This is a genomic window from Streptomyces sp. JLYT201 (assembly GCF_059448825.1).
Window position 1 is genome coordinate 5,880,358 of record NZ_CM182551.1, and the last position, 21,254, is coordinate 5,901,611.

Genomic DNA, 21,254 nt, shown 5'->3' on the forward strand with positions numbered 1-21,254 from the left:
ACAGCGCTTCCTCGCATATCGGAATGCCGGTCCATGGGTTTTCCGCAATCACCCGGGGCCGGTGGGTGGAGATCTTGCCCACGGGGGAGGAGGAGGTGGAAGTCACCGAGTCCGAGGCTCCGGGAGCGCCCGGGGTCTGGTGCAAAAGGGAGAAGCCCCGCCGAGGTGGCGGAGCGATCCGGGAACGGAGTTCTGCGTGGACATCGTCGTCAAGGGCCGCAAGACCGAGGTGCCCGAGCGGTTCCGCAAGCACGTGGCCGAGAAGCTGAAGCTGGACAAGATCCAGAAGCTCGACGGCAAGGTGATCAGCCTCGACGTCGAGGTGTCCAAGGAAACCAACCCGCGTCAGGCCGACCGTTCCGACCGTGTGGAGATCACCGTCCGCGGGCGCGGACCCGTGATCCGGGCCGAGGCCTCGGCATCGGATCCGTACGCGGCACTCGACCTGGCGACCGCCAAGCTCGAAGCCCGGCTGCGCAAGCAGCACGAGAAGCGGCACAACAGGCGTGGCACCGGCAGGCTCACCGCCGCCGAGGTCGCCAGCCGCGTGCCGGACGCGGCGCATCTCAACGGGGACGGCACCGTGGCCCACGACGAAGAGCCCGACGGCGTGCCGACCACCAGGATCGGCTCGCTGGAGATCCAGGGCGAAGGCCCCCTCGTGGTCCGCGAGAAGACGCACGTCGCAGCCCCCATGTCACTCGACCAGGCGCTCTACGAGATGGAACTGGTCGGCCACGACTTCTACCTGTTCATCGACTCCGAGACCAAGGAACCGAGCGTCGTCTACCGGCGGCACGCCTACGACTACGGAGTGATCCACCTCAACGCGGACCCCATGGTCACCCAGCCGCAGTCGGCCGGCGGAGGCAGCGCCCTCGGCGGCTGACGCCCCCTTGCGGAGCGCGTAGGCAGGTGCCCCTGGAGCGCGTGTGCGCCCCCAGGGGCACCCCCGTGCGCCCACTGCGCGCACGGCTCGGCCGCCGGGCATGGAATCATGGGCCCGACAGCCCAACCCGCTTGACCCTGCCTAGGGTTGGTGCAGCCAAGGCAAGACACTGGCCCTGGCCTTCAGGGGGAGGAACGATGGCGGACAGCTTCGGACCGATGCGGAACGAGGATGCCGGGGACGGCATCGGCATCGGCACGGACGCGGGCGCCCCGCGCAAGGAGCCCATCCGGGTCCTCGTGGTGGACGACCACGCGCTCTTCCGCCGCGGCCTGGAGATCGTCCTCGCCGCCGAGGAGGACATCCAGGTGGTCGGGGAGGCCGGTGACGGCGCGGAGGCGGTGGACAAGGCCGCGGACCTGCTGCCGGACATCGTGCTCATGGATGTGCGCATGCCCAAGCGCGGCGGCATCGAGGCCTGTACCTCCATCAAGGAGGTGGCCCCCAGCGCCAAGATCATCATGCTGACGATCAGCGACGAGGAGGCCGACCTCTACGACGCGATCAAGGCGGGCGCCACCGGCTATCTGCTCAAGGAGATCTCCACCGACGAGGTCGCCACGGCGATCCGGGCGGTGGCCGACGGGCAGTCGCAGATCAGCCCGTCGATGGCGTCGAAGCTGCTCACGGAGTTCAAGTCGATGATCCAGCGCACGGACGAGCGACGGCTCGTGCCCGCGCCCCGGCTCACCGACCGGGAGCTGGAGGTCCTCAAGCTGGTGGCCACGGGCATGAACAACCGGGACATCGCCAAGGAGCTGTTCATCTCCGAGAACACCGTGAAGAACCACGTGCGCAACATTCTGGAGAAGCTTCAGCTGCACTCCCGGATGGAAGCCGTGGTGTACGCGATGCGGGAGAAGATCCTCGAAATCCGCTGACCTGCCGGGCGCCACCGACCCGCCCGGTGCCGGTGACCGGCCCGGCCCCGGTGGCCGCCCGGCGGGCCGTGGCCGGGGCGGGCCGGGCGGGCGTCAGCCCAGGGCGCGGACCAGGTCGGCCGTCAGCTCGGGGCGGTCCGCCACGCGCTCCACGCGCACCGCGTCGCAGCCCACCCACTCCGCCGCCTCCAGGAGCGCCTGGGCGACGGCAGGAACCGCCTTGGGGCCCTCCAGGGACACCTGCTTGGCGACCAGCGTGCCGCCCTCGCGCGCCGGGTCCACCCGGCCGACCAGACGGCCGCCCGCGAGGACCGGCATCGCGAAATAGCCGTGGATCCGCTTCGGCTTCGGGACGTACGCCTCCAGGCGGTGGGTGAAGCCGAAGATCCGCTCCGTCCGGGCCCGCTCCCAGATCAGGGAGTCGAAGGGCGAAAGGAGCGTGGTGCGGTGGCGGCCGCGCGGAGGCGTCGCGAGGGCCTCGGGGTCCGCCCAGGCGGGCTTGTCCCAGCCCTCGACCGCCACCGGCACCAGGCCGGAGTCCGCCACGACCGCGTCGAACTGCTCGCCCTTGAGGCGGTGGTAGTCCGCGATGTCCGCGCGCGTGCCCACGCCGAGGGCCTGGCCCGCCAGGCGGACCAGACGGCGCACGCACTCCCGGTCGTCCAGGTCGTCGTGGAGCAGGTCGTCGGGGACGGCGCGCTCGGCCAGGTCGTACACCCGCTTCCAGCTGCGGCGCTCCACGCACACCACCTCGCCGTACATCAGCGCGCGCTCCACCGCGATCTTGGAGTCGGACCAGTCCCACCACTCGCCCTTGTTCTTCGCGCCGCCCAACTCGGTGGCCGTGAGCGGGCCTTCGGCGCGGAGCTGCTTGATGACCTGGTCGTACGCGCCGTCCGGGAGGTCGTGGTGCCAGTGCGGCCGGGCGCGGTAGGCGCGGCGGCGGAAGGCGAAGTGGGGCCACTCCTCGATGGGCAGGACGCAGGCGGCGTGCGACCAGTACTCGAAGGCGTGGGGCCTGCCCGCGGGCGCGCCGGGGGACGCGCGGCCCCAGTACGCCGACTCGACCTGCTTGCGGCCCACCGCGCCCAGGCGCGCGTACGGGATCAGCTCGTGGGAGCGGGCCAGGACCGAGATCGTGTCCAGCTGCACCGCGCCCAGGTGGCGGAGGACGCCGCGGACGCCTGCCTTGCGGTCGGGGGCGCCGAGGAAGCCCTGGGCCCGGAGGGCGAGGCGGCGGGCTTCGTCGGCGGTGAGGGTGGCCTCGGGGGGCGGGGTGCGGGTGGGCTCGGTCATGGTCGGAACGATAGGGGGAGGGTCTGACAGCGGGGCCCCGGGTGGGCCTTCGCGGACGGGGTGCCCGCGAGCGCGGGCTGCCCTCGCGGGTGCGCCCCAGGCCGCCCCTTCCCGAAACCAGGGGGCTCCCCCCCGGGACCCCCCGTTGTCGGCGCTCCGCGCCTCGTCCTCAAACGCCGGACGGGCTTGAAGGTCCGCTGCGCGCTCGTCGCTCAGTTCGCCGTCGGCAGGTACTGCTGCTGGGACGGCAAGCCGATGTCCGTGGGCAGGAGGGCGCCGATCCAGCAGTCGCGGAGGGTGTTCTTGTTGGGCAGGGCCGCGCGGAGGGTGCCCTCGATGGTGAAGCCCGACTTCTCGGCCACCGCGCGGGAGCCCTCGTTGCCCACTTCGGCGCGCCATTCCAGGCGCGTGCAGCCGAGGCGGGTGAACGCCCAGTGGGCCATCGCCTGGACGGTCTCCGTCATGTAGCCGTGGCCCCGGTGCTCCTTGGCGGTCCAGAAGCCGATCTCCCAGCTGCCCGCGCGCGGGTGGTGCAGGCTCGTCGCGGCCAGGAGGGGCCCGCCCGCACGGGGGCGCACGGAGAAGGTGTACTCGATGTCGTGGCGCCAGCCGTCGGGGACCATGCGACCGGTGAAGCCCTCGGCGTCCACGCGCGCGTAGGGCGACGGGATGGTCGTCCAGCGCTGGATGTCGGGGTCCTGGCACGCCGCGTACACCTCGTCCGTGTCGGCGGACGTGAAGGTGCGCAGCAGCAGGCGTTCGGTGGTGAGGGTGACGGGCTCCATCGGCCGATTCTGCGCGGGCGCCCCGAGCGGCGCCAGCGGTTTGCGGCCTCGCCCCCGGTCCGGGGCGTCGACGGAAGGGTGCCTCGGTCCGGCCCGGCGCGTGCCGGAAGGGTCGCGGGAGCGGTGCGGCGGCGGGCGGATCCGCGGTCGGATGGCCCGGTATGCGGCACCTTCCAGGCCGCCCGAGCGTTGACGTACTGGCAGACCTCCCGGCGTGGCGGGGTCCTCGCATACGATGGCCGTTGCCCGACGAGTACAACCGACCGTGCCAGGCCCGACCGGCAAGGAGACCAACCCCCGTGTCCGTCCTCTCGAAGATCATGCGTGCAGGCGAAGGCAAGATCCTGCGCAAGCTGCACCGCATCGCGGACCAGGTCAACTCCATCGAGGAGGACTTCACGGTCCTCTCCGACGCCGAGCTGCGCGCGCTGACTGCGGAGTACAAGGAGCGTTACGCCGACGGCGAAACGCTCGACGACCTGATGCCGGAGGCGTTCGCGACCGTGCGCGAGGCCGCCAAGCGCGTCCTCGGCCAGCGCCACTACGACGTGCAGATCATGGGCGGCGCGGCCCTGCACATGGGTTATGTCGCGGAGATGAAGACCGGTGAGGGCAAGACCCTCGTCGGCACTCTGCCCGCGTATCTGAACGCGCTCTCGGGCAAGGGCGTGCACCTCATCACGGTCAACGACTACCTGGCCGAGCGCGACTCCGAAATGATGGGCCGCGTCCACAAGTTCCTCGGCCTGAGCGTCGGCTGCATCCTGGCGAACATGCCGCCCGCGCAGCGCCGCGAGATGTACAACTGCGACATCACCTACGGCACGAACAACGAGTTCGGCTTCGACTACCTCCGCGACAACATGGCGTGGTCGCAGGACGAGCTCGTCCAGCGCGGCCACAACTTCGCGATCGTCGACGAGGTGGACTCCATCCTCGTCGACGAGGCGCGTACGCCGTTGATCATCTCCGGCCCCGCCGACCAGGCCACCAAGTGGTACGGCGACTTCGCCAAGCTGGTCACCCGCCTCACCAAGGGCAAGCCCGGCGAGCCCCTCAAGGGCATCGAGGAGACCGGGGACTACGAGGTCGACGAGAAGAAGCGCACCGTCGGCATCCACGAGTCCGGCGTCGCCAAGGTCGAGGACTGGCTCGGCATCGACAACCTCTACGAGTCGGTGAACACCCCGCTCGTCGGCTACTTGAACAACGCCATCAAGGCCAAGGAACTGTTCAAGAAGGACAAGGACTACGTCGTCATCGACGGCGAAGTCATGATCGTCGACGAGCACACCGGCCGCATCCTCGCCGGCCGCCGCTACAACGAGGGCATGCACCAGGCGATCGAGGCGAAGGAAGGGGTGGACATCAAGGACGAGAACCAGACGCTCGCCACGATCACCCTGCAGAACTTCTTCCGCCTCTACAAGCGCCAGGACCACCAGGGCAAGGAAGTCCCCGGCCTGTCCGGCATGACCGGTACGGCCATGACCGAGGCCGCCGAGTTCCACCAGATCTACAAGCTGGGCGTCGTCCCGATCCCGACGAACCGGCCGATGGTCCGCAAGGACCAGTCGGACCTGATCTACCGCACCGAGGTCGCCAAGTTCGCCGCGGTCGTCGACGACATCGCGGAGAAGCACGAGAAGGGCCAGCCGATCCTCGTCGGCACCACCTCGGTCGAGAAGTCGGAGTACCTCTCGCAGCAGCTCTCCAAGCGCGGCGTCCAGCACGAGGTGCTCAACGCCAAGCAGCACGACCGGGAGGCGACGATCGTCGCCCAGGCCGGCCGCAAGGGCGCCGTGACCGTCGCGACGAACATGGCCGGTCGTGGCACGGACATCAAGCTCGGCGGCAACCCCGAGGACCTCGCCGAGGCGGAGCTGCGCCAGCAGGGCCTCGACCCCGAGGAGCACATCGAGGAGTGGGCGCACGCCCTGCCCGCCGCCCTGGAGCGCGCCGAGCAGGCGGTCAAGGCCGAGTTCGAAGAGGTCAAGGCACTCGGCGGGCTCTACGTCCTCGGCACCGAGCGGCACGAGTCCCGCCGCATCGACAACCAGCTGCGCGGCCGTTCCGGCCGTCAGGGCGACCCGGGCGAGTCGCGCTTCTACCTCTCGCTCGGCGACGACCTCATGCGCCTGTTCAAGGCCCAGATGGTCGAGCGCGTGATGTCCATGGCGAACGTGCCGGACGACGTCCCGATCGAGAACAAGATGGTCACGCGCGCCATCGCCTCCGCCCAGTCGCAGGTCGAGCAGCAGAACTTCGAGACCCGCAAGAACGTCCTCAAGTACGACGAGGTCCTCAACCGCCAGCGCGAGGTCATCTACGGCGAGCGCCGCCGCGTCCTGGAGGGCGAGGACCTGCACGAGCAGGTCCAGCACTTCATGGACGACACCATCGACGCGTACGTCGCGGCGGAGAGCGCCGAGGGCTTCGCGGAGGAGTGGGACCTCGACCGCCTCTGGAGCGCCTTCAAGCAGCTGTACCCGGTGAAGGTCACCATCGAGGAGCTCGAGGACGAGGTCGGCGACCGCGCGGGCCTGACCGCCGAGTTCATCGCCGAGGCCATCAAGGAAGACGTCCGCCAGCAGTACGAGGCCCGGGAGGCGCAGCTCGGCTCCGAGATCATGCGCGAGCTGGAGCGCCGCGTGGTCCTGTCGGTCCTCGACCGCAAGTGGCGCGAGCACCTCTACGAGATGGACTACCTCCAGGAGGGCATCGGCCTCCGTGCCATGGCGCAGAAGGACCCGCTGGTCGAGTACCAGCGCGAGGGCTTCGACATGTTCAACGCCATGATGGACGGCATCAAGGAGGAGTCCGTCGGCTATCTGTTCAACCTGGAGGTCCAGGTCGAGCAGCAGGTCGAGGAGGTCCCGGTGGCGGACGCCGCGCCGTCCCTGACGAAGGACGGCGCGCAGGACGCGGTTCCGGCCGGCGCCGCCCGCCCGGAGATCCGGGCCAAGGGCCTGGACGCCCCGCAGCGCCCGGACCGCCTGCACTTCCAGGCGCCGAACGCCGAGGGCGGTGTCGACGAGGGCGACTTCACGACCGCCGGCGAGCCCGCGGGCAGCGCGCCCGCGGCCGGTGGTGACGGCATGACGCGCGCGGAGCGCCGCAAGGCCCAGAAGGGCGGTCGGCGCCGCAAGAAGTAGGCGCTGAGCGGACCGAGCGGGGCCGGGTGCCGGTGGCACCCGGCCCTTCGGCGTTCCCGGGCGTCCTCGGCGTACTCGGCGGGACCCGGCGCTCTCCGGAGTTCACGCCCGGTGCCGTACGCCGCTGTCGACCTCTACGGCGGTGCAGCGCCAGCGCTCGTCGTCGCCCCGGTGCAGCCGGAACGCCAGGGCGCGCAGTGCGGGGCCCGCGCCGACGCGGGCGAAGACCTCGTAGACGCCGGGCCGCACCTCGTAGTGGCCGACGCGCCGCACCGCGGGCCGGTGGCCGCCCACGGAGCGCAGCGGAAGCAGCTCGGCGAGCCGGACCAGGTCGTCGTAGGCGGTGTGGGCGACGTGGCGGGCCACCGCGTGGACCGGGCGCTGGCCGCTGAGCACCAGTAACAGCAGCTCCGTGAAGAGCTCCGCCGGGTGCGGGGGAGGCTGCGCGGGGACCCGGTGCGACCGGGAGCCCGGGCGGCGCGGATCGGGACGCCCGGGCGGACGGCCCGCCGGTGGGCGGGACGCGGCCGGGCGGGTGCTCGCCGGGCGGCGGGGCCGGGTCATGACCTTCGGCCCGGCAGACCCGGTAGGTCCGGCAGAGACGGTAGGCCCGGCAGGTCCGGTAGGCGCGGCGACGGCCACGGGCGGTGGTGTGGGGGACTGGGGCACGGCAGGGCCTCCGTAACGGGTAACGGCGGGGGCGAACGGGCCTGGCCCTCAGGGCGCGGGGCCCGGGGTCGGGACTCGGGACTCGGGGTCAGGACTCGGGACTTGGGATTAGGACCGGATCGGGGGCCGGGATTCGCGACCGGGATCGGGATCGGGGACCGGTTCGGGACCGGGATTCGGCGGGCGGATTCGGGACCGGACTCGGGACCCGCACTGGGATACCGAGGGGTAACTTCACTGGGATCTTGTACGGCGGCGAGGGCGGCCGTGGCAACGCTCCCGAGGGCCCGCCGGGCCCGCCGCGGCGGTTCGCTCATCAGGGTGAGCGGAGGGGGCCCCGGCCCCGTGGCCACGGGGCCGGGGCGGGTGACGGGCCGGACGGGAGTGGACGCGGCGAGGGGCTCGGCCAGCACCTCGAAGGGGGACGCGCGCACGTATCCTGAAGCCCCTGCCGGGAGCCTTCGCGACTACGAAAGCGGCCAAGCCATGCGCGTCTACGTACCCCTGACACTGCCCCGTCTCGCGCAGGCGCACGAGGCGGGCGAGGTGGGTCCCGGGCCGCTGACCGCGTACGCCGTGACGCCCGCGCTGCGCGAGTGGTACGTGTCCGACGACATCGAGGAGCTGGAGTACGCGGCCCTCAACCGGGCGGCGCTGGCCTCGCTGCGGCTGCTCGCGGGCGAGCCCGGCACCGCGCGGCGCCGGGTCGTCCTCGCGGCGGACGTGCCGGACGGCGCCGCCGTGGCCGACCCCGACCGGGGCCTGGACGCGGGGGCGCTCGGCGAGGTGCGGATCGCGGGCGCGCTGCCCCTGGCCAAGGCGGCGGCGGTGCACGTGGACGCGGACGACGCGGAGCCGGACGTCACGGCGGCGGCGGACGCGCTGGGGGCGGCGGACCAGGGCGACGACGACGCGCAGTTCGTCGTGGACGGCGCGGAGGACCACGAGCTGCTCTGGTACGCGACCCAGGAGATCCCGAACCTGGTCGGGCCCGGCGCCTGAGCCCCGGCGCCGCCCCGGCGCCGCCTCGGCCCCGCCCCGGCCCCCGAGGGCCGTGGGAGCGGTGCTGTCAGTGGGGCCGGGTACGGTCTTGTGCATGGGGAAGCTGCAGCGCGGGGCGCACGGGGCCCACATCGTCTGGGACTGGAACGGGACACTCCTGCACGACATCCACGCCGTGATCGACGCGACGAACGCGTCGTTTGTCGAGATAGGCCTGGAGCCGATCACTCTGGAGCGGTATCGCGAGCTGTACTGCGTGCCGGTGCCGCGGTTCTACGAGCGGCTGATGGGGCGGCTGCCCACGGAGGACGAGTGGCTGATGATGGACGCCGTCTTCCACAAGCACTACGGGGCGCGGGTGGACGCGTGCGCCCTCGCCGAGGGGGCGGCGGAGCTGCTCGCCGGGCGGCAGGCCGCGGGGCGGACGCAGTCCCTCCTCTCGCTGGCGCCGCACGAGCAGCTGGTGCCCCTGGTCCGGCGGCACGGGATCGCCGAGCGGTTCGTGCGCATCGACGGGCGTACGGACGGCTCGCACACGGGGAAGGCCGAGCGGATGGTGCGGCACCTCGCGGCGCTCGACGGGGTCGACGCGGCGCGGATCGTCGTGATCGGGGACGCGGTGGACGACGCGGTGGCCGCGGCGCACGTCGGGGCGCGGGCGGTGCTGTACACCGGGGGGTCGCACAGCCGGGGCAGCCTGGAGCTCGCCGGGGTTCCCGTCGTGGACTCCCTCGGCGAGGCCGTGGACCTGGCGGAGAGCCTGGTGGCGTAGCCCCGGCCCCCCGCCCCGGGCCTCAGGCCCCCGGCCCCCGGACCGGGGCCCGGCCCAAGCTCCCGGGTGCCCCCGGCGGGGGCCTGGCGCGACTGCTGGGCGGCACCTCGGTGTTGTGCCCACCCGTTCCGCCCCCTGGGCGGACCAGCTGCCCACAACCAGGGGGCGACCCAGGAGGAGAGCTACGTCACCGGCGCCTTCGCCCTCAGGACCGTCAGGAACTCCCGCATCCACCCCGAGTGGTCCGGCCACGCCCGGGCCGAGACCAGCGTGCCGTCGACGACCGCCTCCGCGTCCTGGAAGGTCGCGCCCGCGGTCTGCATGTCGATCTCCAGGGCCGGATAGGCCGTGACGCGGCGGCCCGCGAGGCCCCCGACCGCCGCGGTGAGCAGCGGGCCGTGGCAGATCTGCGCCACCGGCTTGTCCGCGTCGAAGAAGGCCTTGAGGATCTTGCGGAGTTCGAGGTCGCCGCGCAGATACTCGGGGGCCCGCCCGCCGGGGACGACGAGGGCGACGTACTGCCCGGGGTCGACCTCCGCGAAGGCCAGGTCGGCGGGCCAGGTGTAGCCGGGCTTCTCCGTGTACGTGTCGAAGCCCGGCTCGAAGTCGTGCACGACGAACTGGAGCTTCTTGCGGGACGGGGCGGCGATATGGACGTCGTACCCCTCCTCACGCAGTCGCTGGTACGGGTAGAGGACCTCCAGTGACTCCGCCGCGTCACCGGTGACTATCAGGATCTTGGCTGCCATCGCTGCTCGCTCCCCTGCCTCAGCGCTTCGCTGGAACTGCCGTAATGGGCTGTCGATCGCCCGCGGGTCGGTCGTGGCTGCTCGCGCAGTTCCCCGCGCCCCTTCGGGCTGCCTTGTGCCGTCCCGGTCAACGTGCATCCCGTCGGAACGTTTGCCAAGAGGGCCGCACGGGGGCCGGGAGGGCGGGACTGTGCAGACTGTCAAAGTTCGGGCCCAGGTTTTGTACACATACGGCTCATGACGAGTTCCCGGTGGGGGGCGATAGCCTTGTCCCGTGATCAGCGCGATATCCCGCGGAGGCACGGCCGCCTCCGCCTTGCGCCCGCTATGCACGGAGGACATCCGTGCCGGGCGTCGCGCTGACGTTTTCCCGCGGTGCGGACAGCGCGGTCAGCGCGCCCCTCAGGACCGGTCAACGATCACCCCGGAAATGGCGGAATCCCGCCCGCTCATCGCTCATCGCGGCATAACGTCGACCTCGACCGGAGACCCCGCGTCGCGGCGTTACGTCACATCACTTCCTTCTACGTCACGCAACGGCGCGCGACAGGAGTCAGAGGACAATGCAGACCAAGCTGGACGAAGCCAAGGCCGAGCTGCTCGCGCGGGCCGCCCGGGTAGCTGAGAACAGCCCGGTCGGGGGGCGCCTGCCAACGGGAGCACCGACCGGGTCGAAGGGCGGGGGCGGATCCGGCTCGGACCCGGCCGCCCAGGCCGACCAGGACAAGGTGCTCGCGTTCCTCCAGCGCTACTACCTGCACACCGCCCCAGAGGACCTCACCGACCGCGACCCGGTCGACGTCTTCGGCGCCGCCTTCTCGCACTACCGCCTGGCGGAGAACCGCCCGCAGGGCACCGCGAACGTCCGGGTGCACACGCCCACGGTCGAGGAGAACGGCTGGACGTGCAGCCACTCCGTCGTCGAGGTCGTCACCGACGACATGCCGTTCCTCGTGGACTCCGTGACGAACGAGCTGTCGCGGCAGAACCGCGGCATCCACGTCGTCATCCACCCGCAGGTCATCGTGCGCCGCGACCTGACCGGCAAGCTCCTCGAGGTGCTGCCCGCGCAGGCGGCGGGCGCGGACAAGCCGCACGACACGCTCACCGAGTCGTGGATCCACGTCGAGATCGACCGCGAGACCGACCGCTCCGACCTGAAGCAGATCACCACCGACCTGCTGCGCATCCTGTCCGACGTCCGCGAGACCGTCGAGGACTGGGAGAAGATGCGCGACTCCGCGCTGCGCATCGCCGACGAGCTGCCCACCGAGCCGACCGCCTCCGACGTCCGCGAGGGGGAGGTCGAGGAGGCCCGCGAGCTGCTGCGCTGGCTGGCCGCCGACCACTTCACCTTCCTCGGCTACCGCGAGTACGACCTCACCGACGACGACTCCCTCACCGCCGTGCCCGGCACCGGCCTCGGCATCCTGCGCTCCGACCCCAAGCACAGCGGCGACGACCACCACCCGGGCGGCCCGTCCTTCAACCGGCTGCCCGCCGACGCCCGCGCCAAGGCCCGCGAGCACAAGCTGCTCGTCCTGACGAAGGCCAACAGCCGCGCCACCGTCCACCGGCCGTCCTACCTCGACTACGTGGGCGTGAAGAAGTTCGACGCCGACGGCAACGTGGTCGGTGAGCGCCGCTTCCTCGGCCTCTTCTCCAGCGCCGCGTACACCGAGTCTGTGCGCCGCGTGCCCGTGATCCGCCGCAAGGTCGCCGACGTCCTGCAGGGCGCGGGCTTCTCGCCCAACAGCCACGACGGCCGCGACCTGCTCCAGATCCTGGAGACGTACCCGCGCGACGAGCTGTTCCAGACGCCCCCCGACGAGCTGCGGTCGATCGTCACCAGCGTCCTGTACCTCCAGGAGCGCCGTCGGCTGCGGCTCTACCTCCGCAAGGACGTGTACGGGCGCTACTACTCGGCCCTGGTCTACCTGCCGCGCGACCGCTACACCACCGGCGTCCGGCTGCGGATCATCGACATCCTCAAGGAAGAGCTCAACGGCGCCAGCGTCGACTTCACGGCCTGGAACACCGAGTCGATCCTGTCCCGCATCCACTTCGTGGTCCGCGTGCCCAAGGGCGGCGAGGTCCCCGCGCTCTCCGACACCGACGTCGAGCGCATCGAGTCCCGTCTGGTGGAGGCCGCCCGCTCCTGGGCCGACGGCTTCGCGGAGGCGCTGACCGCCGAGTGCGGCGAGGAGCGCGCCGCCGAGCTGCTCCGCCGCTACCAGGGCGCGTTCCCCGAGGGCTACAAGGCCGACCACACGCCGCGCGCCGCCGTCGCCGACCTGGTCCACCTGGAGCACCTCCAGCAGGGCCACAAGGACTTCGCGCTCAGCCTGTACGAGCCGGTGGGCGCCGCCCCCGACGAGCGCCGCTTCAAGATCTACCGCTCCGGCGGCCAGGTCTCGCTGTCCGCCGTCCTGCCCGTCCTGCAGCGCCTGGGCGTGGAGGTCACCGACGAGCGGCCGTACGAGCTGCGCTGCGCGGACCGTACGAACGCGTGGATCTACGACTTCGGCCTGCGCATGCCCAAGCTGGGCAACGGCAGCGGCGACTACCTGGGCGACGACGGCCGCGAGCGCTTCCAGGACGCCTTCGCCGCCGCCTGGACCGGCGAGGCCGAGGTCGACGGCTTCAACTCGCTCGTCCTGCGCGCCGGTCTGAGCTGGCGCCAGGCGATGGTCCTGCGCGCGTACGCCAAGTACCTGCGCCAGGCGGGCTCCACCTTCAGCCAGGACTACATGGAGGACACCCTCCGCAACAACGTCCACACCACGCGGCTGCTCGTCTCCCTCTTCGAGGCCCGGATGTCGCCCGAGCGCCAGCGCGCGGGCACCGAGCTGACCGACGGCCTGCTCGAAGAGCTCGACGGCGCCCTCGACCAGGTGGCGTCGCTCGACGAGGACCGCATCCTGCGCTCCTTCCTCACCGTCATCAAGGCGACGCTGCGCACCAACTTCTTCCAGGAGGCGGCGGGCGGCAAGCCGCACGGCTACGTCTCCATGAAGTTCGACCCGCAGGCCATCCCCGACCTGCCGGCGCCCCGGCCCGCGTACGAGATCTGGGTGTACTCGCCGCGCGTGGAGGGCGTGCACCTGCGCTTCGGCAAGGTCGCGCGCGGCGGCCTGCGCTGGTCGGACCGGCGTGAGGACTTCCGTACGGAGATCCTCGGCCTGGTCAAGGCGCAGATGGTGAAGAACACCGTGATCGTGCCGGTCGGCGCGAAGGGCGGCTTCGTCGCCAAGCAGCTGCCCGACCCGTCGGTGGACCGTGACGCGTGGCTCGCCGAGGGCGTCGCCTGCTACAAGATCTTCATCTCGGCGCTGCTCGACATCACGGACAACCTGGTCGCGGGCGAGGTCGTGCCCCCGGCCGACGTGGTGCGCCACGACGAGGACGACACCTATCTGGTGGTCGCGGCCGACAAGGGCACGGCGACGTTCTCCGACATCGCCAACGAGGTGGCGGAGAGCTACAACTTCTGGCTCGGCGACGCCTTCGCCTCCGGCGGCAGCGCGGGCTACGACCACAAGGGCATGGGCATCACCGCGCGCGGCGCCTGGGAGTCCGTGAAGCGGCACTTCCGCGAGCTGGGCGTGAACACGCAGACCGAGGACTTCACCGTCGTCGGCGTCGGCGACATGTCCGGCGACGTGTTCGGCAACGGCATGCTCCTGTCGGAGCACATCCGCCTGGTGGCCGCCTTCGACCACCGGCACATCTTCATCGACCCGAACCCGGACGCGGCCACCTCGTACGCCGAGCGCCGCCGCCTGTTCGAGCTGCCCCGCTCCAGCTGGGCCGACTACGACAAGGACCTGCTCTCCCCGGGCGGCGGGATCTTCCCGCGCTCGGCCAAGGCGATCCAGCTCAACGCGCACATCCGCGAGGCCCTCGGCATCCAGACCGGCGGCGCCAAGATGACGCCCGCCGAGCTGATGCAGGCCATCCTGAAGTCGCCGGTCGACCTGCTGTGGAACGGCGGCATCGGCACCTACGTGAAGGCGTCCACCGAGTCGCACGCGGACGTGGGCGACAAGGCCAACGACGCCATCCGCGTCAACGGCGCCGACCTGCGCGTGAAGGTCGTCGGCGAGGGCGGCAACCTGGGGCTCACCCAGCTCGGCCGGATCGAGTTCGCCCGCTCCGGCGGCCGCATCAACACCGACGCCATCGACAACAGCGCGGGCGTGGACACCTCCGACCACGAGGTGAACATCAAGATCCTGCTGAACGCCGTGGTGCAGGCCGGGGACCTGACCGTCAAGCAGCGCAACAAGCTGCTCGCCCAGATGACCGACGAGGTCGGCCAGCTCGTCCTGCGCAACAACTACGCGCAGAACACGGCGCTCGCCAACTCCGTCTTCGAGGCCCCCTCGCTGCTGCACGCGCACCAGCGCTTCATGCGGCGCATGGGCCGCGAGGGCCATCTGGACCGCTCCCTGGAGTTCCTGCCGACCGACCGGCAGATCCGGGAGCTGCTCGGCTCCGGGCGCGGTCTGTCGCAGCCGGAGCTGGCCGTCCTGCTCGCGTACACGAAGATCGTGACGGCGGACGAGCTGATCCAGACCTCGCTGCCGGACGACGCGTACCTCCAGCGGCTGCTGCACGCGTACTTCCCGAAGGCGCTGCGGGAGAAGTTCCCCGAGCAGGTCGACGGGCACGCGCTGCGCCGGGAGATCATCACCACGGTCCTGGTCAACGACACCGTGAACTCGGGCGGCTCGACCTTCCTGCACCGGCTGCGCGAGGAGACCGGCGCGTCCCTGGAGGAGATCGTCCGGGCGCAGCTCGCCGCCCGCGAGATCTTCGGGCTCGGCGAGGTGTGGGACGCCGTCGAGGCGCTGGACAACGTGGTGGCCGCCGACGTGCAGACGCGGGTCCGCCTGCACTGCCGCCGCCTCGTCGAGCGCGGCACGCGCTGGCTGCTCAACAACCGGCCGCAGCCGCTGCAGCTCGCCGAGACGGTCAGCTTCTTCAGCGAGGGCGTCACGCAGGTCTGGGCGGCGCTGCCCAAGCTGGTGCGCGGCTCGGACCTGGAGTGGTACGAGAACATCCGCGAGGAGCTGACCGGCGCCGGGGTGCCGGACGAGCTGGCGCAGCGCGTGGCCGGGTTCTCCTCGGCCTTCCCGGCGCTCGACATCGTCGCCGTGGCCGACCGCACGGGCCGGGACCCGCTGGACGTCGCCGAGGTGTACTACGACCTCGCCGACCGGCTCCGGATCACGCAGCTGATGGACCGCATCATCGAGCTGCCGCGCAACGACCGCTGGCAGTCCATGGCGCGGGCCTCCATCCGCGAGGACCTGTACGCGGCGCACGCCGCGCTGACCGCCGACATCCTGGCCGCGGGCAACGGCTCCTCGACGCCCGAGCAGCGCTTCAAGGCGTGGGAGGAGAAGAACGCCGCGATCCTCGGCCGGGCCCGGACCACCCTGGAGGAGATCCAGGGCTCGGACGCCTTCGACCTGGCGAACCTGTCGGTGGCCATGCGGACCATGCGCACGCTGCTGCGTACGCATTCGTAGTCCCTGCGTCGCCGGGGCGCCCCGCACCGTTCGGTGCGGGGCGCCCCGGCGTTTTCGCGTCCGTACGCGCCGTACGCGCCTGCACTGGCAAATCGGGCATTTGGGGTACGGTGAATGAGATTATTTCGGGAAGGTCACAGGGTAAGCCGATGACAGAAGCAAGTCCGCTGGACGCTGCGGAAAGCGCGGTCCGTGCCTTCGGAGCGCCGCAGCTGCCCGAGGAGTGGGGAGCCACCCCGCTCACCGTCGTGATGCCGACCTACAACGAAGCGGGCAGCCTGCCCGGGATGGCCAGGGCCCTCATGGCGCTGCCGCTGCCCGGCCTGCGCCTGCTCGTCGTCGACGACTCCAGCCCCGACGGCACCGGGGCCCTCGCCGAGGAGCACGCCCGGCGCGTCGAGGAGACGTACGGGACGCGCCGCATGAGCGTCCTGCACCGCACCGAGAAGGACGGCCTCGGCCGGGCCTACGCGGCGGGCATGGCGCGGGCCGTCGCCGACGGCGCGCACTACGTGCTCCAGATGGACGCCGACGGCAGCCACCCCGCCGACAAGGTCGCCGAGCTGCTCGGCGTGGCCCTCGCCACCGACGCCGGGGTCGTCGTCGGCAGCCGCTACGTGCAGGGCGGCACCCTGTCCGACGCCTGGGGCGCCCACCGCAAACTGCTGTCCCGCTGGGCCAACGCGTACGCGGGCACGATCCTCGGCACCCGGGTCAGGGACATCACCGGCGGCTTCAACCTGTGGCGCGCCGACGCCGTGCGCGCCGTGGACCTGGCGACGGTCGACAGCGCGGGCTACAGCTTCCAGGTCGAGATGAAGTACCGCGCGCTGCGCCACGGCTTCGGCCTCGTGGAGGTGCCCATCCACTTCGAGGACCGCACGGTCGGCGAGTCCAAGATGAATCTGATGGTGCAGCTGGAGTCGGTCGCCATGCCCTGGAAGCTGCGTCTGCGCGACACCCGCCGCGGGGCGCGCGACGCCCTCGTGGGCCGGGCGGCGCGGGCGGCGCGCGGCGACCGGGGGCCGCTGGGATGACGAGCACCCTCCACGAGGCGGCCCGGCTCGCGGGCGCGCCGCACGAGGCGGCGGCGCCGGGGCGGCGCGCGGCGCCGGTGCGGCGGGTCCCGCCGCGCCTTCGCCGGCTGTGCGTGGAGCTCGCCAAGTTCGGCGTGGTCGGCGGCAGCGGCGTCGCGGTCAACTTCCTCGTCTTCAACCTGCTGCTGCACGGCCTGGGTTCGGCCCCCATGGCCGCGACGGTCCTCGCCAGCGTGGTCGCCATGGGCACCAACTACCTGGGCTTCCGCTTCTTCGCCTACCGGGACCGGGCTCGCCGCACCCGGCGCCAGATCGTGCTGTTCTTCGCCTTCAGCGGCATCGGCGTGGCGATGGAGACCCTGCTGTTCTACGCGGCGTACCACGGGGCGGGGATGAACGGCCCCCTCGGTGCCAACGTCGCCAAGGCCCAGTCCATCGTCCTGGCGTCGGCCTTCAGGTTCCTGGTGTACCGGACCTGGGTGTTCCAGCACCGCGCCCAGCCGCGGAGCGCGTGAGCCGCAGCGCCAGGGGCCGCACCAGGCGCGCGGTCACGCCCACGGGCGTCCAGCGCAGCTGGAGGCGGCCCGCGCCCCGGCCCTCCGGCTCCGCGGTGACCCGGTGCGGCGCGGTGCCGTGCCGGTAGCCGACGCGTGCCGTGACCGCCGGGAAGTCCAGGGGCGCGAGCAGCGGGCCGCTGTTGCGCAGCCGGCCCTCGGTGAGCTGGACCAGGGGGTGCCGGACGCCCGCGAAGCCCTGGGGCGGCAGCGCGGCCCGGGCCAGGTCGAGCACGGTCTCGCCCGCGAAGACGCCGGGGCGCACGGGGTCGAGGCGGAAGCGGACCGTCAGGCGCCGCCCGCCCGGGGCGACGACCAGGGACGCCACCTGCGGGCCCACCGGGAGCCGCAGCCCCGGGTCGTAGGTGCGCACGCCCAGGCGCAGGGTCGCGCCGGGGCCCGGCTCGATCCGGGTGAGCTCGTGGCGGAACAGGGCGCCGGGGAACGGCCGGGTGTCCAGGCCCAGGTCGGTGAGGTCCAGGTCGCGCCGGGCCTCGGGGGTCTCGGGGAGCCGCGCGCCCCAGTAGAGGCGGCCGTCCCGGTCGGCCGTCGCCTCGCGCGGGGCGACGGGGTGGCCGAGGGCGCGGGCGGCCACCCGGGCCTCGGCGAGGCGCCCGTCCCGCACCAGGCGCAGGACCACGCGCTCGGCGCGCGGCAGGCGCTCGTACGCCGCGGGGGACAGGCCCGCCAGATACGGGTTCACGAGGTCCGCGAAGCCGCGCAGCCAGGCGTCGTCGCGATGGGGCAGGTCGCCCGCGTACAGGCGGAAGTCGTGCTTGAGGAACTTGTAGTCCTTGGCCTCGCGCAGGGCGGTGTGCTCCGTGGCCCCGCTGGTGCGCAGGAAGTCGTCGATGAGGCGCTGGACGTGCACGCGGTCGCGCACGTTGCCCAGCTTGTGCCGCTGGTTGGAGATGGAGGCCGCGGAGGCGGCGCCGTAGGGCTCTATGTACCAGCGGTAGACGGGCTCGGGGATCACGGTGAAGGCCTTGGCCAGGCAGTAGGCCTGGGCCGTGAAGAGCTGGTCCTCGTAGTGGATGCCCTCGGGGAAGCGCAGGCCGCTGTGGTCGAGGAAGGACTTGCGGTACATCTTGCTCGTCGACAGGTGCTCGAAGAGCAGGCCGGGTTCGGTCTCGATGCCCTCGACCGTGCGGCGCTCCGCGACCAGGTGGGGCATCCACGTGGAGGTGCGGCCGGTGTCGACGCGGATGCGCTCGACGGCGCCCATCACGAAGTCGGCCTCCCGCTCGGCGTGCGCGGCGAGCAGCGACTCCACGGCGCGCTCGGGCAGTTCGTCGTCGCTGTCGAGGAACATCAGGTACGGGGCGCGGGCGAGGTCGATCGCGCGGTTGCGGGGCGCGCTGCACCCGCCGCTGTTCTCGGGCAGCCGCAGATAGCTGACGCGCGGGTCCCGGGCGGCGAGTTCGCGGGCCACGCGCGGGGTGTCGTCCGTCGAGTGGTCGTCGCTGATGATCACCTCGATGTCCCCGTGGGTCTGCCGGAGCGCGGAGCGGACCGCGCGCGGCAGGCGGGCCGCGTCGTTGAAGACGATGACCGTGATCGTCACGTCGGGGGTCACCGGACCGCCTCCTCGGGCGTCGGGGCGGGGGTGCGCCCGTCGAGCGGCACGACGGGCGGCAGCGCCGACTCCGGTTCGCCGAGGAACACGCGGCGCACCACCCGCTCCGCCGCGCGCCCGTCGTCGAACTCGCAGAAGCGGCGCCGGAAGGCGGCCCGCGCCCGCCCCGCGGCCGCGTCCCGCCAGGCGTCGGTGGTGAGGACCTCCGTCAGCTCATCCTGGGTGCGCGCCACCGCGCCCGGGGGCTCGGCGAGCAGGTCGAAGTAGACCCCGCGCGTCGTCGCGTACGTCTCCCAGTCGTCGGCGTAGACGACGATCGGCCGGTCCAGGTTGGCGTAGTCGAACATGAGGGACGAGTAGTCCGTGATCAGGGCGTCCGCCGCCAGGGCGAGGTCCTCCACCGGGTCGTACGCGGACACGTCGAGGACCCGGCCGGTGCGGCGCAGGGCGGCGAGGGACGGGCCCGCGCCGCCGCCGTAGAAGTAGTGGCCCCGGACGAGGAGGACGGTGTCCTCGCCGAGGCGGTCCGCCAGGGCGGCCAGGTCCAGGCGCGGGGTCCAGGCCGCCTCGTAGTCGCGGTGCGTGGGCGCGTAGAGCAGGGCGCGGGTGCCGGGGGCGATGCCGAGGCGGTCGCGGACGGCCCGGACGTCGGCGGCCGTCGCGGTGTAGTAGACGTCGTTGCGCGGGTAGCCGTGGTCGAGCTCGACGTAGCGGGACTGGTAGGCGCGCTGCCACATCTCCGTGGAGTGGGTGTTGGAGCTGACGCTGTAGTCCCAGCGGTCGACGCGGGCGAGCAGGTCGTGGAAGTTGAGGCCCTGGGCGGCGGCCGGGTGGTCGAGCTGGTCGAGGCCCATGCGCTTCAGGGGGGTGCCGTGGTGGGTCTGGAGGTGGACGGAGCCCTGCCGCTTGACGATCGCGTTGGGGAAGTTGGCGTTGTTCACCAGGTACTTCGCCGTCGCCATGACGCGCCAGTAGCGGCGGCTGCCGGGGACGACGTGGTCGGTGCCCGGCGGTAGCAGCGGTTCGTTCGCCCGTGACACCACCCACACGGGGTGGATGTGGGGCGCGAGCTCGGCGAGCTTCGCCGCGATCGCGGCCGGGTTGCAGGCCACGCCCCGGTCCCAGTAGGCCGAGAACACCGCGAGGCGGGGGTCGAGGGGGCGCCGCAGGTCCTGGTGGTACTGGACGGCGCGGACGGTCCTCGCCGCCTTGCGCCTGCCGCCCGCCATCGCCGAGCGCACCTGGCGCCGCCGCTGGTCGGCGGCCTGGACGGCGCGGTACTTCGTGTACGCGTCCTCTTCGAGCAGGCGGCGGCGCACGCCCTCCAGGCCGCCGGGGCGCCGGTGTCCGGGCGGGCGGAAGGCGATCGCCGCGAGCGAGGCGCGGTGGAAGAACTCCCGGGCCTCCGGCTCCGGGAGCCCCGCGCGGGCCACGGTCCGCAGACTGGCGGTGACCATCGCCGCGTACAGGATCCCGAGCGGCCCCGGGCCCGCCGCGCGCTCCTCGGCCAGGCGCAGCAGCCGCTCGTACGTCTCCAGGAGGGCGAAGCGGTCCGCGGCCGTCGGCGGCGGCAGGCTCTCGGGCCGCACCTGCCGCTCCTCCAGGGCGACTTGGTCGTGCGCCGCGATCCGGTCGGCGGTCAGGAGCGCGGCGTACGCGGTGAACAGCTCGTCGTCCGAGGCCAGTCGGTCCCGCCCGGTCTGCCAGAAGTCCCGGCGCAGCACGCGGGTGCCCAGGAGCGGGACGGTCCTCAGCAGGTCGGGGCAGTCCGCGAGGCGCACGTCGCGGCGGCCCGGCTCCGCCAGGAACCGGCCGTCGGGGCTCGGCAGGCGGGTGTGGCGCCAGGTCGACCGGGTGTGGTCGGTGAGCAGGACGTCCACGGTGTCCGGCAGCGCGGCCACGCGCTCGGCGACGGCGCGGGCGGCGCCCGGGGGCACGCTGTCCTTGCTGGGCACGAAGTGCAGCCAGCGGCCTTGGGCCCGGGCGGCGCCCGCCGCGCGGGCCGCGCCGTCGGAGGTGCCGTCGGGCAGGGCGACGAGGGCGAGGCCGGGGTGGCGGGCGGCCGCCGCCCGCGCGGAGGTGCCGACGGCGGCGACGACGACCTCCACGCCGGTGCCGGCCTGGCGGGCGAGGACGTCGAGGCTCTCGCCCAAGCGCCCCTGGACGTTGCGCCCGTGGACGACGACGCTCAGGTGCGGCCGGTCCTCGCTCATGCGCTGCTCCTTCGGGTCCCTCCGGGGTCCTTCTGCCGCTCAACGCTCCCATAGTGTAATGATCCGGACATTGGCGGCA

The 21,254-nt window shown here is 72.4% G+C and carries 14 protein-coding genes; 8 read left to right on the forward strand and 6 right to left on the reverse strand.

Annotated elements, in window-relative coordinates:
* Positions 1-196: 196 nt before the first annotated feature.
* Together hpf and AC5WAM_RS24640 are read left to right on the forward strand one after the other, a co-directional pair.
* A complete protein-coding gene (gene hpf / locus AC5WAM_RS24635; protein WP_374120635.1) occupies positions 197-889 on the forward strand; it encodes a ribosome hibernation-promoting factor, HPF/YfiA family in 693 nt (230 codons plus the stop codon).
* A 197-nt stretch (positions 890-1,086) separates the two neighbouring features.
* On the forward strand, positions 1,087-1,830 hold the full coding sequence (locus tag AC5WAM_RS24640; protein WP_030686988.1) for a response regulator: 744 nt from the start codon (positions 1,087-1,089) through the stop codon (positions 1,828-1,830).
* Positions 1,831-1,923: 93 nt separating this feature from the next.
* Here AC5WAM_RS24640 and AC5WAM_RS24645 read toward each other — a convergent pair whose 3' ends face one another.
* Both AC5WAM_RS24645 and AC5WAM_RS24650 read right to left on the reverse strand, forming a co-directional pair.
* Positions 1,924-3,126, reverse strand: a complete 1,203-nt coding sequence (locus tag AC5WAM_RS24645) for a winged helix-turn-helix domain-containing protein (protein WP_495518827.1) — start codon at positions 3,124-3,126, stop codon at positions 1,924-1,926.
* Between the two features lie 212 nt (positions 3,127-3,338).
* The gene (locus tag AC5WAM_RS24650) at positions 3,339-3,911 is read right to left on the reverse strand and encodes a GNAT family N-acetyltransferase (protein WP_138960052.1); all 573 of its coding nucleotides are present in this window, start codon (positions 3,909-3,911) and stop codon (positions 3,339-3,341) included.
* A gap of 299 nt (positions 3,912-4,210) precedes the next feature.
* Between AC5WAM_RS24650 and secA the strand changes: the two genes are divergently transcribed.
* Positions 4,211-7,066: a preprotein translocase subunit SecA gene (secA, locus tag AC5WAM_RS24655; RefSeq protein ID WP_366795728.1), complete on the forward strand. Its 2,856-nt coding sequence runs from the start codon at positions 4,211-4,213 to the stop codon at positions 7,064-7,066.
* A gap of 102 nt (positions 7,067-7,168) precedes the next feature.
* Here the strand turns inward: secA and AC5WAM_RS24660 are convergent, their stop codons facing one another.
* The gene (locus AC5WAM_RS24660) at positions 7,169-7,630 is read right to left on the reverse strand and encodes an Rv3235 family protein (protein WP_253917258.1); all 462 of its coding nucleotides are present in this window, start codon (positions 7,628-7,630) and stop codon (positions 7,169-7,171) included.
* Between the two features lie 591 nt (positions 7,631-8,221).
* Between AC5WAM_RS24660 and AC5WAM_RS24665 the strand changes: the two genes are divergently transcribed.
* Positions 8,222-8,737, forward strand: a complete 516-nt coding sequence (locus tag AC5WAM_RS24665) for a DUF6912 family protein (RefSeq protein ID WP_366795727.1) — start codon at positions 8,222-8,224, stop codon at positions 8,735-8,737.
* 94 nt (positions 8,738-8,831) lie between these two features.
* On the forward strand, positions 8,832-9,509 hold the full coding sequence (locus tag AC5WAM_RS24670; RefSeq protein ID WP_138960049.1) for an HAD family hydrolase: 678 nt from the start codon (positions 8,832-8,834) through the stop codon (positions 9,507-9,509).
* A gap of 182 nt (positions 9,510-9,691) precedes the next feature.
* Here the strand turns inward: AC5WAM_RS24670 and AC5WAM_RS24675 are convergent, their stop codons facing one another.
* A complete protein-coding gene (locus tag AC5WAM_RS24675; protein ID WP_172387850.1) occupies positions 9,692-10,258 on the reverse strand; it encodes a DJ-1/PfpI family protein in 567 nt (188 codons plus the stop codon).
* 563 nt (positions 10,259-10,821) lie between these two features.
* Between AC5WAM_RS24675 and AC5WAM_RS24680 the strand changes: the two genes are divergently transcribed.
* The 3 genes from AC5WAM_RS24680 to AC5WAM_RS24690 all read left to right on the forward strand — a co-directional run bounded on the left by AC5WAM_RS24680 (position 10,822) and on the right by AC5WAM_RS24690 (position 17,347).
* Positions 10,822-15,795 carry an NAD-glutamate dehydrogenase gene (locus AC5WAM_RS24680; protein ID WP_495518828.1) on the forward strand — a complete coding sequence of 1,658 codons (4,974 nt, stop codon included), beginning with the start codon at positions 10,822-10,824 and terminating at the stop codon, positions 15,793-15,795.
* Positions 15,796-16,046: 251 nt separating this feature from the next.
* On the forward strand, positions 16,047-16,832 hold the full coding sequence (locus AC5WAM_RS24685; protein ID WP_495523649.1) for a polyprenol monophosphomannose synthase: 786 nt from the start codon (positions 16,047-16,049) through the stop codon (positions 16,830-16,832).
* Positions 16,829-17,347: a GtrA family protein gene (locus AC5WAM_RS24690; RefSeq protein ID WP_366795723.1), complete on the forward strand. Its 519-nt coding sequence runs from the start codon at positions 16,829-16,831 to the stop codon at positions 17,345-17,347. The genes AC5WAM_RS24685 and AC5WAM_RS24690 overlap by 4 nt, the downstream gene beginning before the upstream one ends.
* On the opposite strand, the gene AC5WAM_RS24695 is transcribed toward AC5WAM_RS24690, so the two are convergent.
* Both AC5WAM_RS24695 and AC5WAM_RS24700 read right to left on the reverse strand, forming a co-directional pair.
* Positions 17,286-18,962 (reverse strand): glycosyltransferase family 2 protein, encoded by a 1,677-nt coding sequence (locus AC5WAM_RS24695; protein WP_495518829.1) that lies wholly within the window; start codon positions 18,960-18,962, stop codon positions 17,286-17,288. The two genes, AC5WAM_RS24690 and AC5WAM_RS24695, sit on opposite strands and share 62 nt — an antisense overlap.
* Positions 18,959-21,175, reverse strand: coding sequence for a CDP-glycerol glycerophosphotransferase family protein (locus tag AC5WAM_RS24700; protein WP_495518830.1), 2,217 nt, complete (start codon positions 21,173-21,175; stop codon positions 18,959-18,961). The genes AC5WAM_RS24695 and AC5WAM_RS24700 overlap by 4 nt, the downstream gene beginning before the upstream one ends.
* Positions 21,176-21,254 lie beyond the last annotated feature (79 nt).

Excerpts from the sequence above, each read along its gene's own strand:
- AC5WAM_RS24640 (WP_030686988.1), top strand. The coding sequence starts at position 1,087 with ATGGCGGACAGCTTCGGACCGATGCGGAACGAGGATGCCGGGGACGGC.
- AC5WAM_RS24645 (WP_495518827.1), bottom strand. The coding sequence starts at position 3,126 with ATGACCGAGCCCACCCGCACCCCGCCCCCCGAGGCCACCCTCACCGCC.
- AC5WAM_RS24650 (WP_138960052.1), bottom strand. The coding sequence starts at position 3,911 with ATGGAGCCCGTCACCCTCACCACCGAACGCCTGCTGCTGCGCACCTTC.
- AC5WAM_RS24660 (WP_253917258.1), bottom strand. The coding sequence starts at position 7,630 with ATGACCCGGCCCCGCCGCCCGGCGAGCACCCGCCCGGCCGCGTCCCGC.
- AC5WAM_RS24665 (WP_366795727.1), top strand. The coding sequence starts at position 8,222 with ATGCGCGTCTACGTACCCCTGACACTGCCCCGTCTCGCGCAGGCGCAC.
- AC5WAM_RS24670 (WP_138960049.1), top strand. The coding sequence starts at position 8,832 with ATGGGGAAGCTGCAGCGCGGGGCGCACGGGGCCCACATCGTCTGGGAC.
- AC5WAM_RS24675 (WP_172387850.1), bottom strand. The coding sequence starts at position 10,258 with ATGGCAGCCAAGATCCTGATAGTCACCGGTGACGCGGCGGAGTCACTG.
- AC5WAM_RS24680 (WP_495518828.1), top strand. The coding sequence starts at position 10,822 with ATGCAGACCAAGCTGGACGAAGCCAAGGCCGAGCTGCTCGCGCGGGCC.
- AC5WAM_RS24685 (WP_495523649.1), top strand. The coding sequence starts at position 16,047 with ATGCCGACCTACAACGAAGCGGGCAGCCTGCCCGGGATGGCCAGGGCC.
- AC5WAM_RS24690 (WP_366795723.1), top strand. The coding sequence starts at position 16,829 with ATGACGAGCACCCTCCACGAGGCGGCCCGGCTCGCGGGCGCGCCGCAC.
- AC5WAM_RS24700 (WP_495518830.1), bottom strand. The coding sequence starts at position 21,175 with ATGAGCGAGGACCGGCCGCACCTGAGCGTCGTCGTCCACGGGCGCAAC.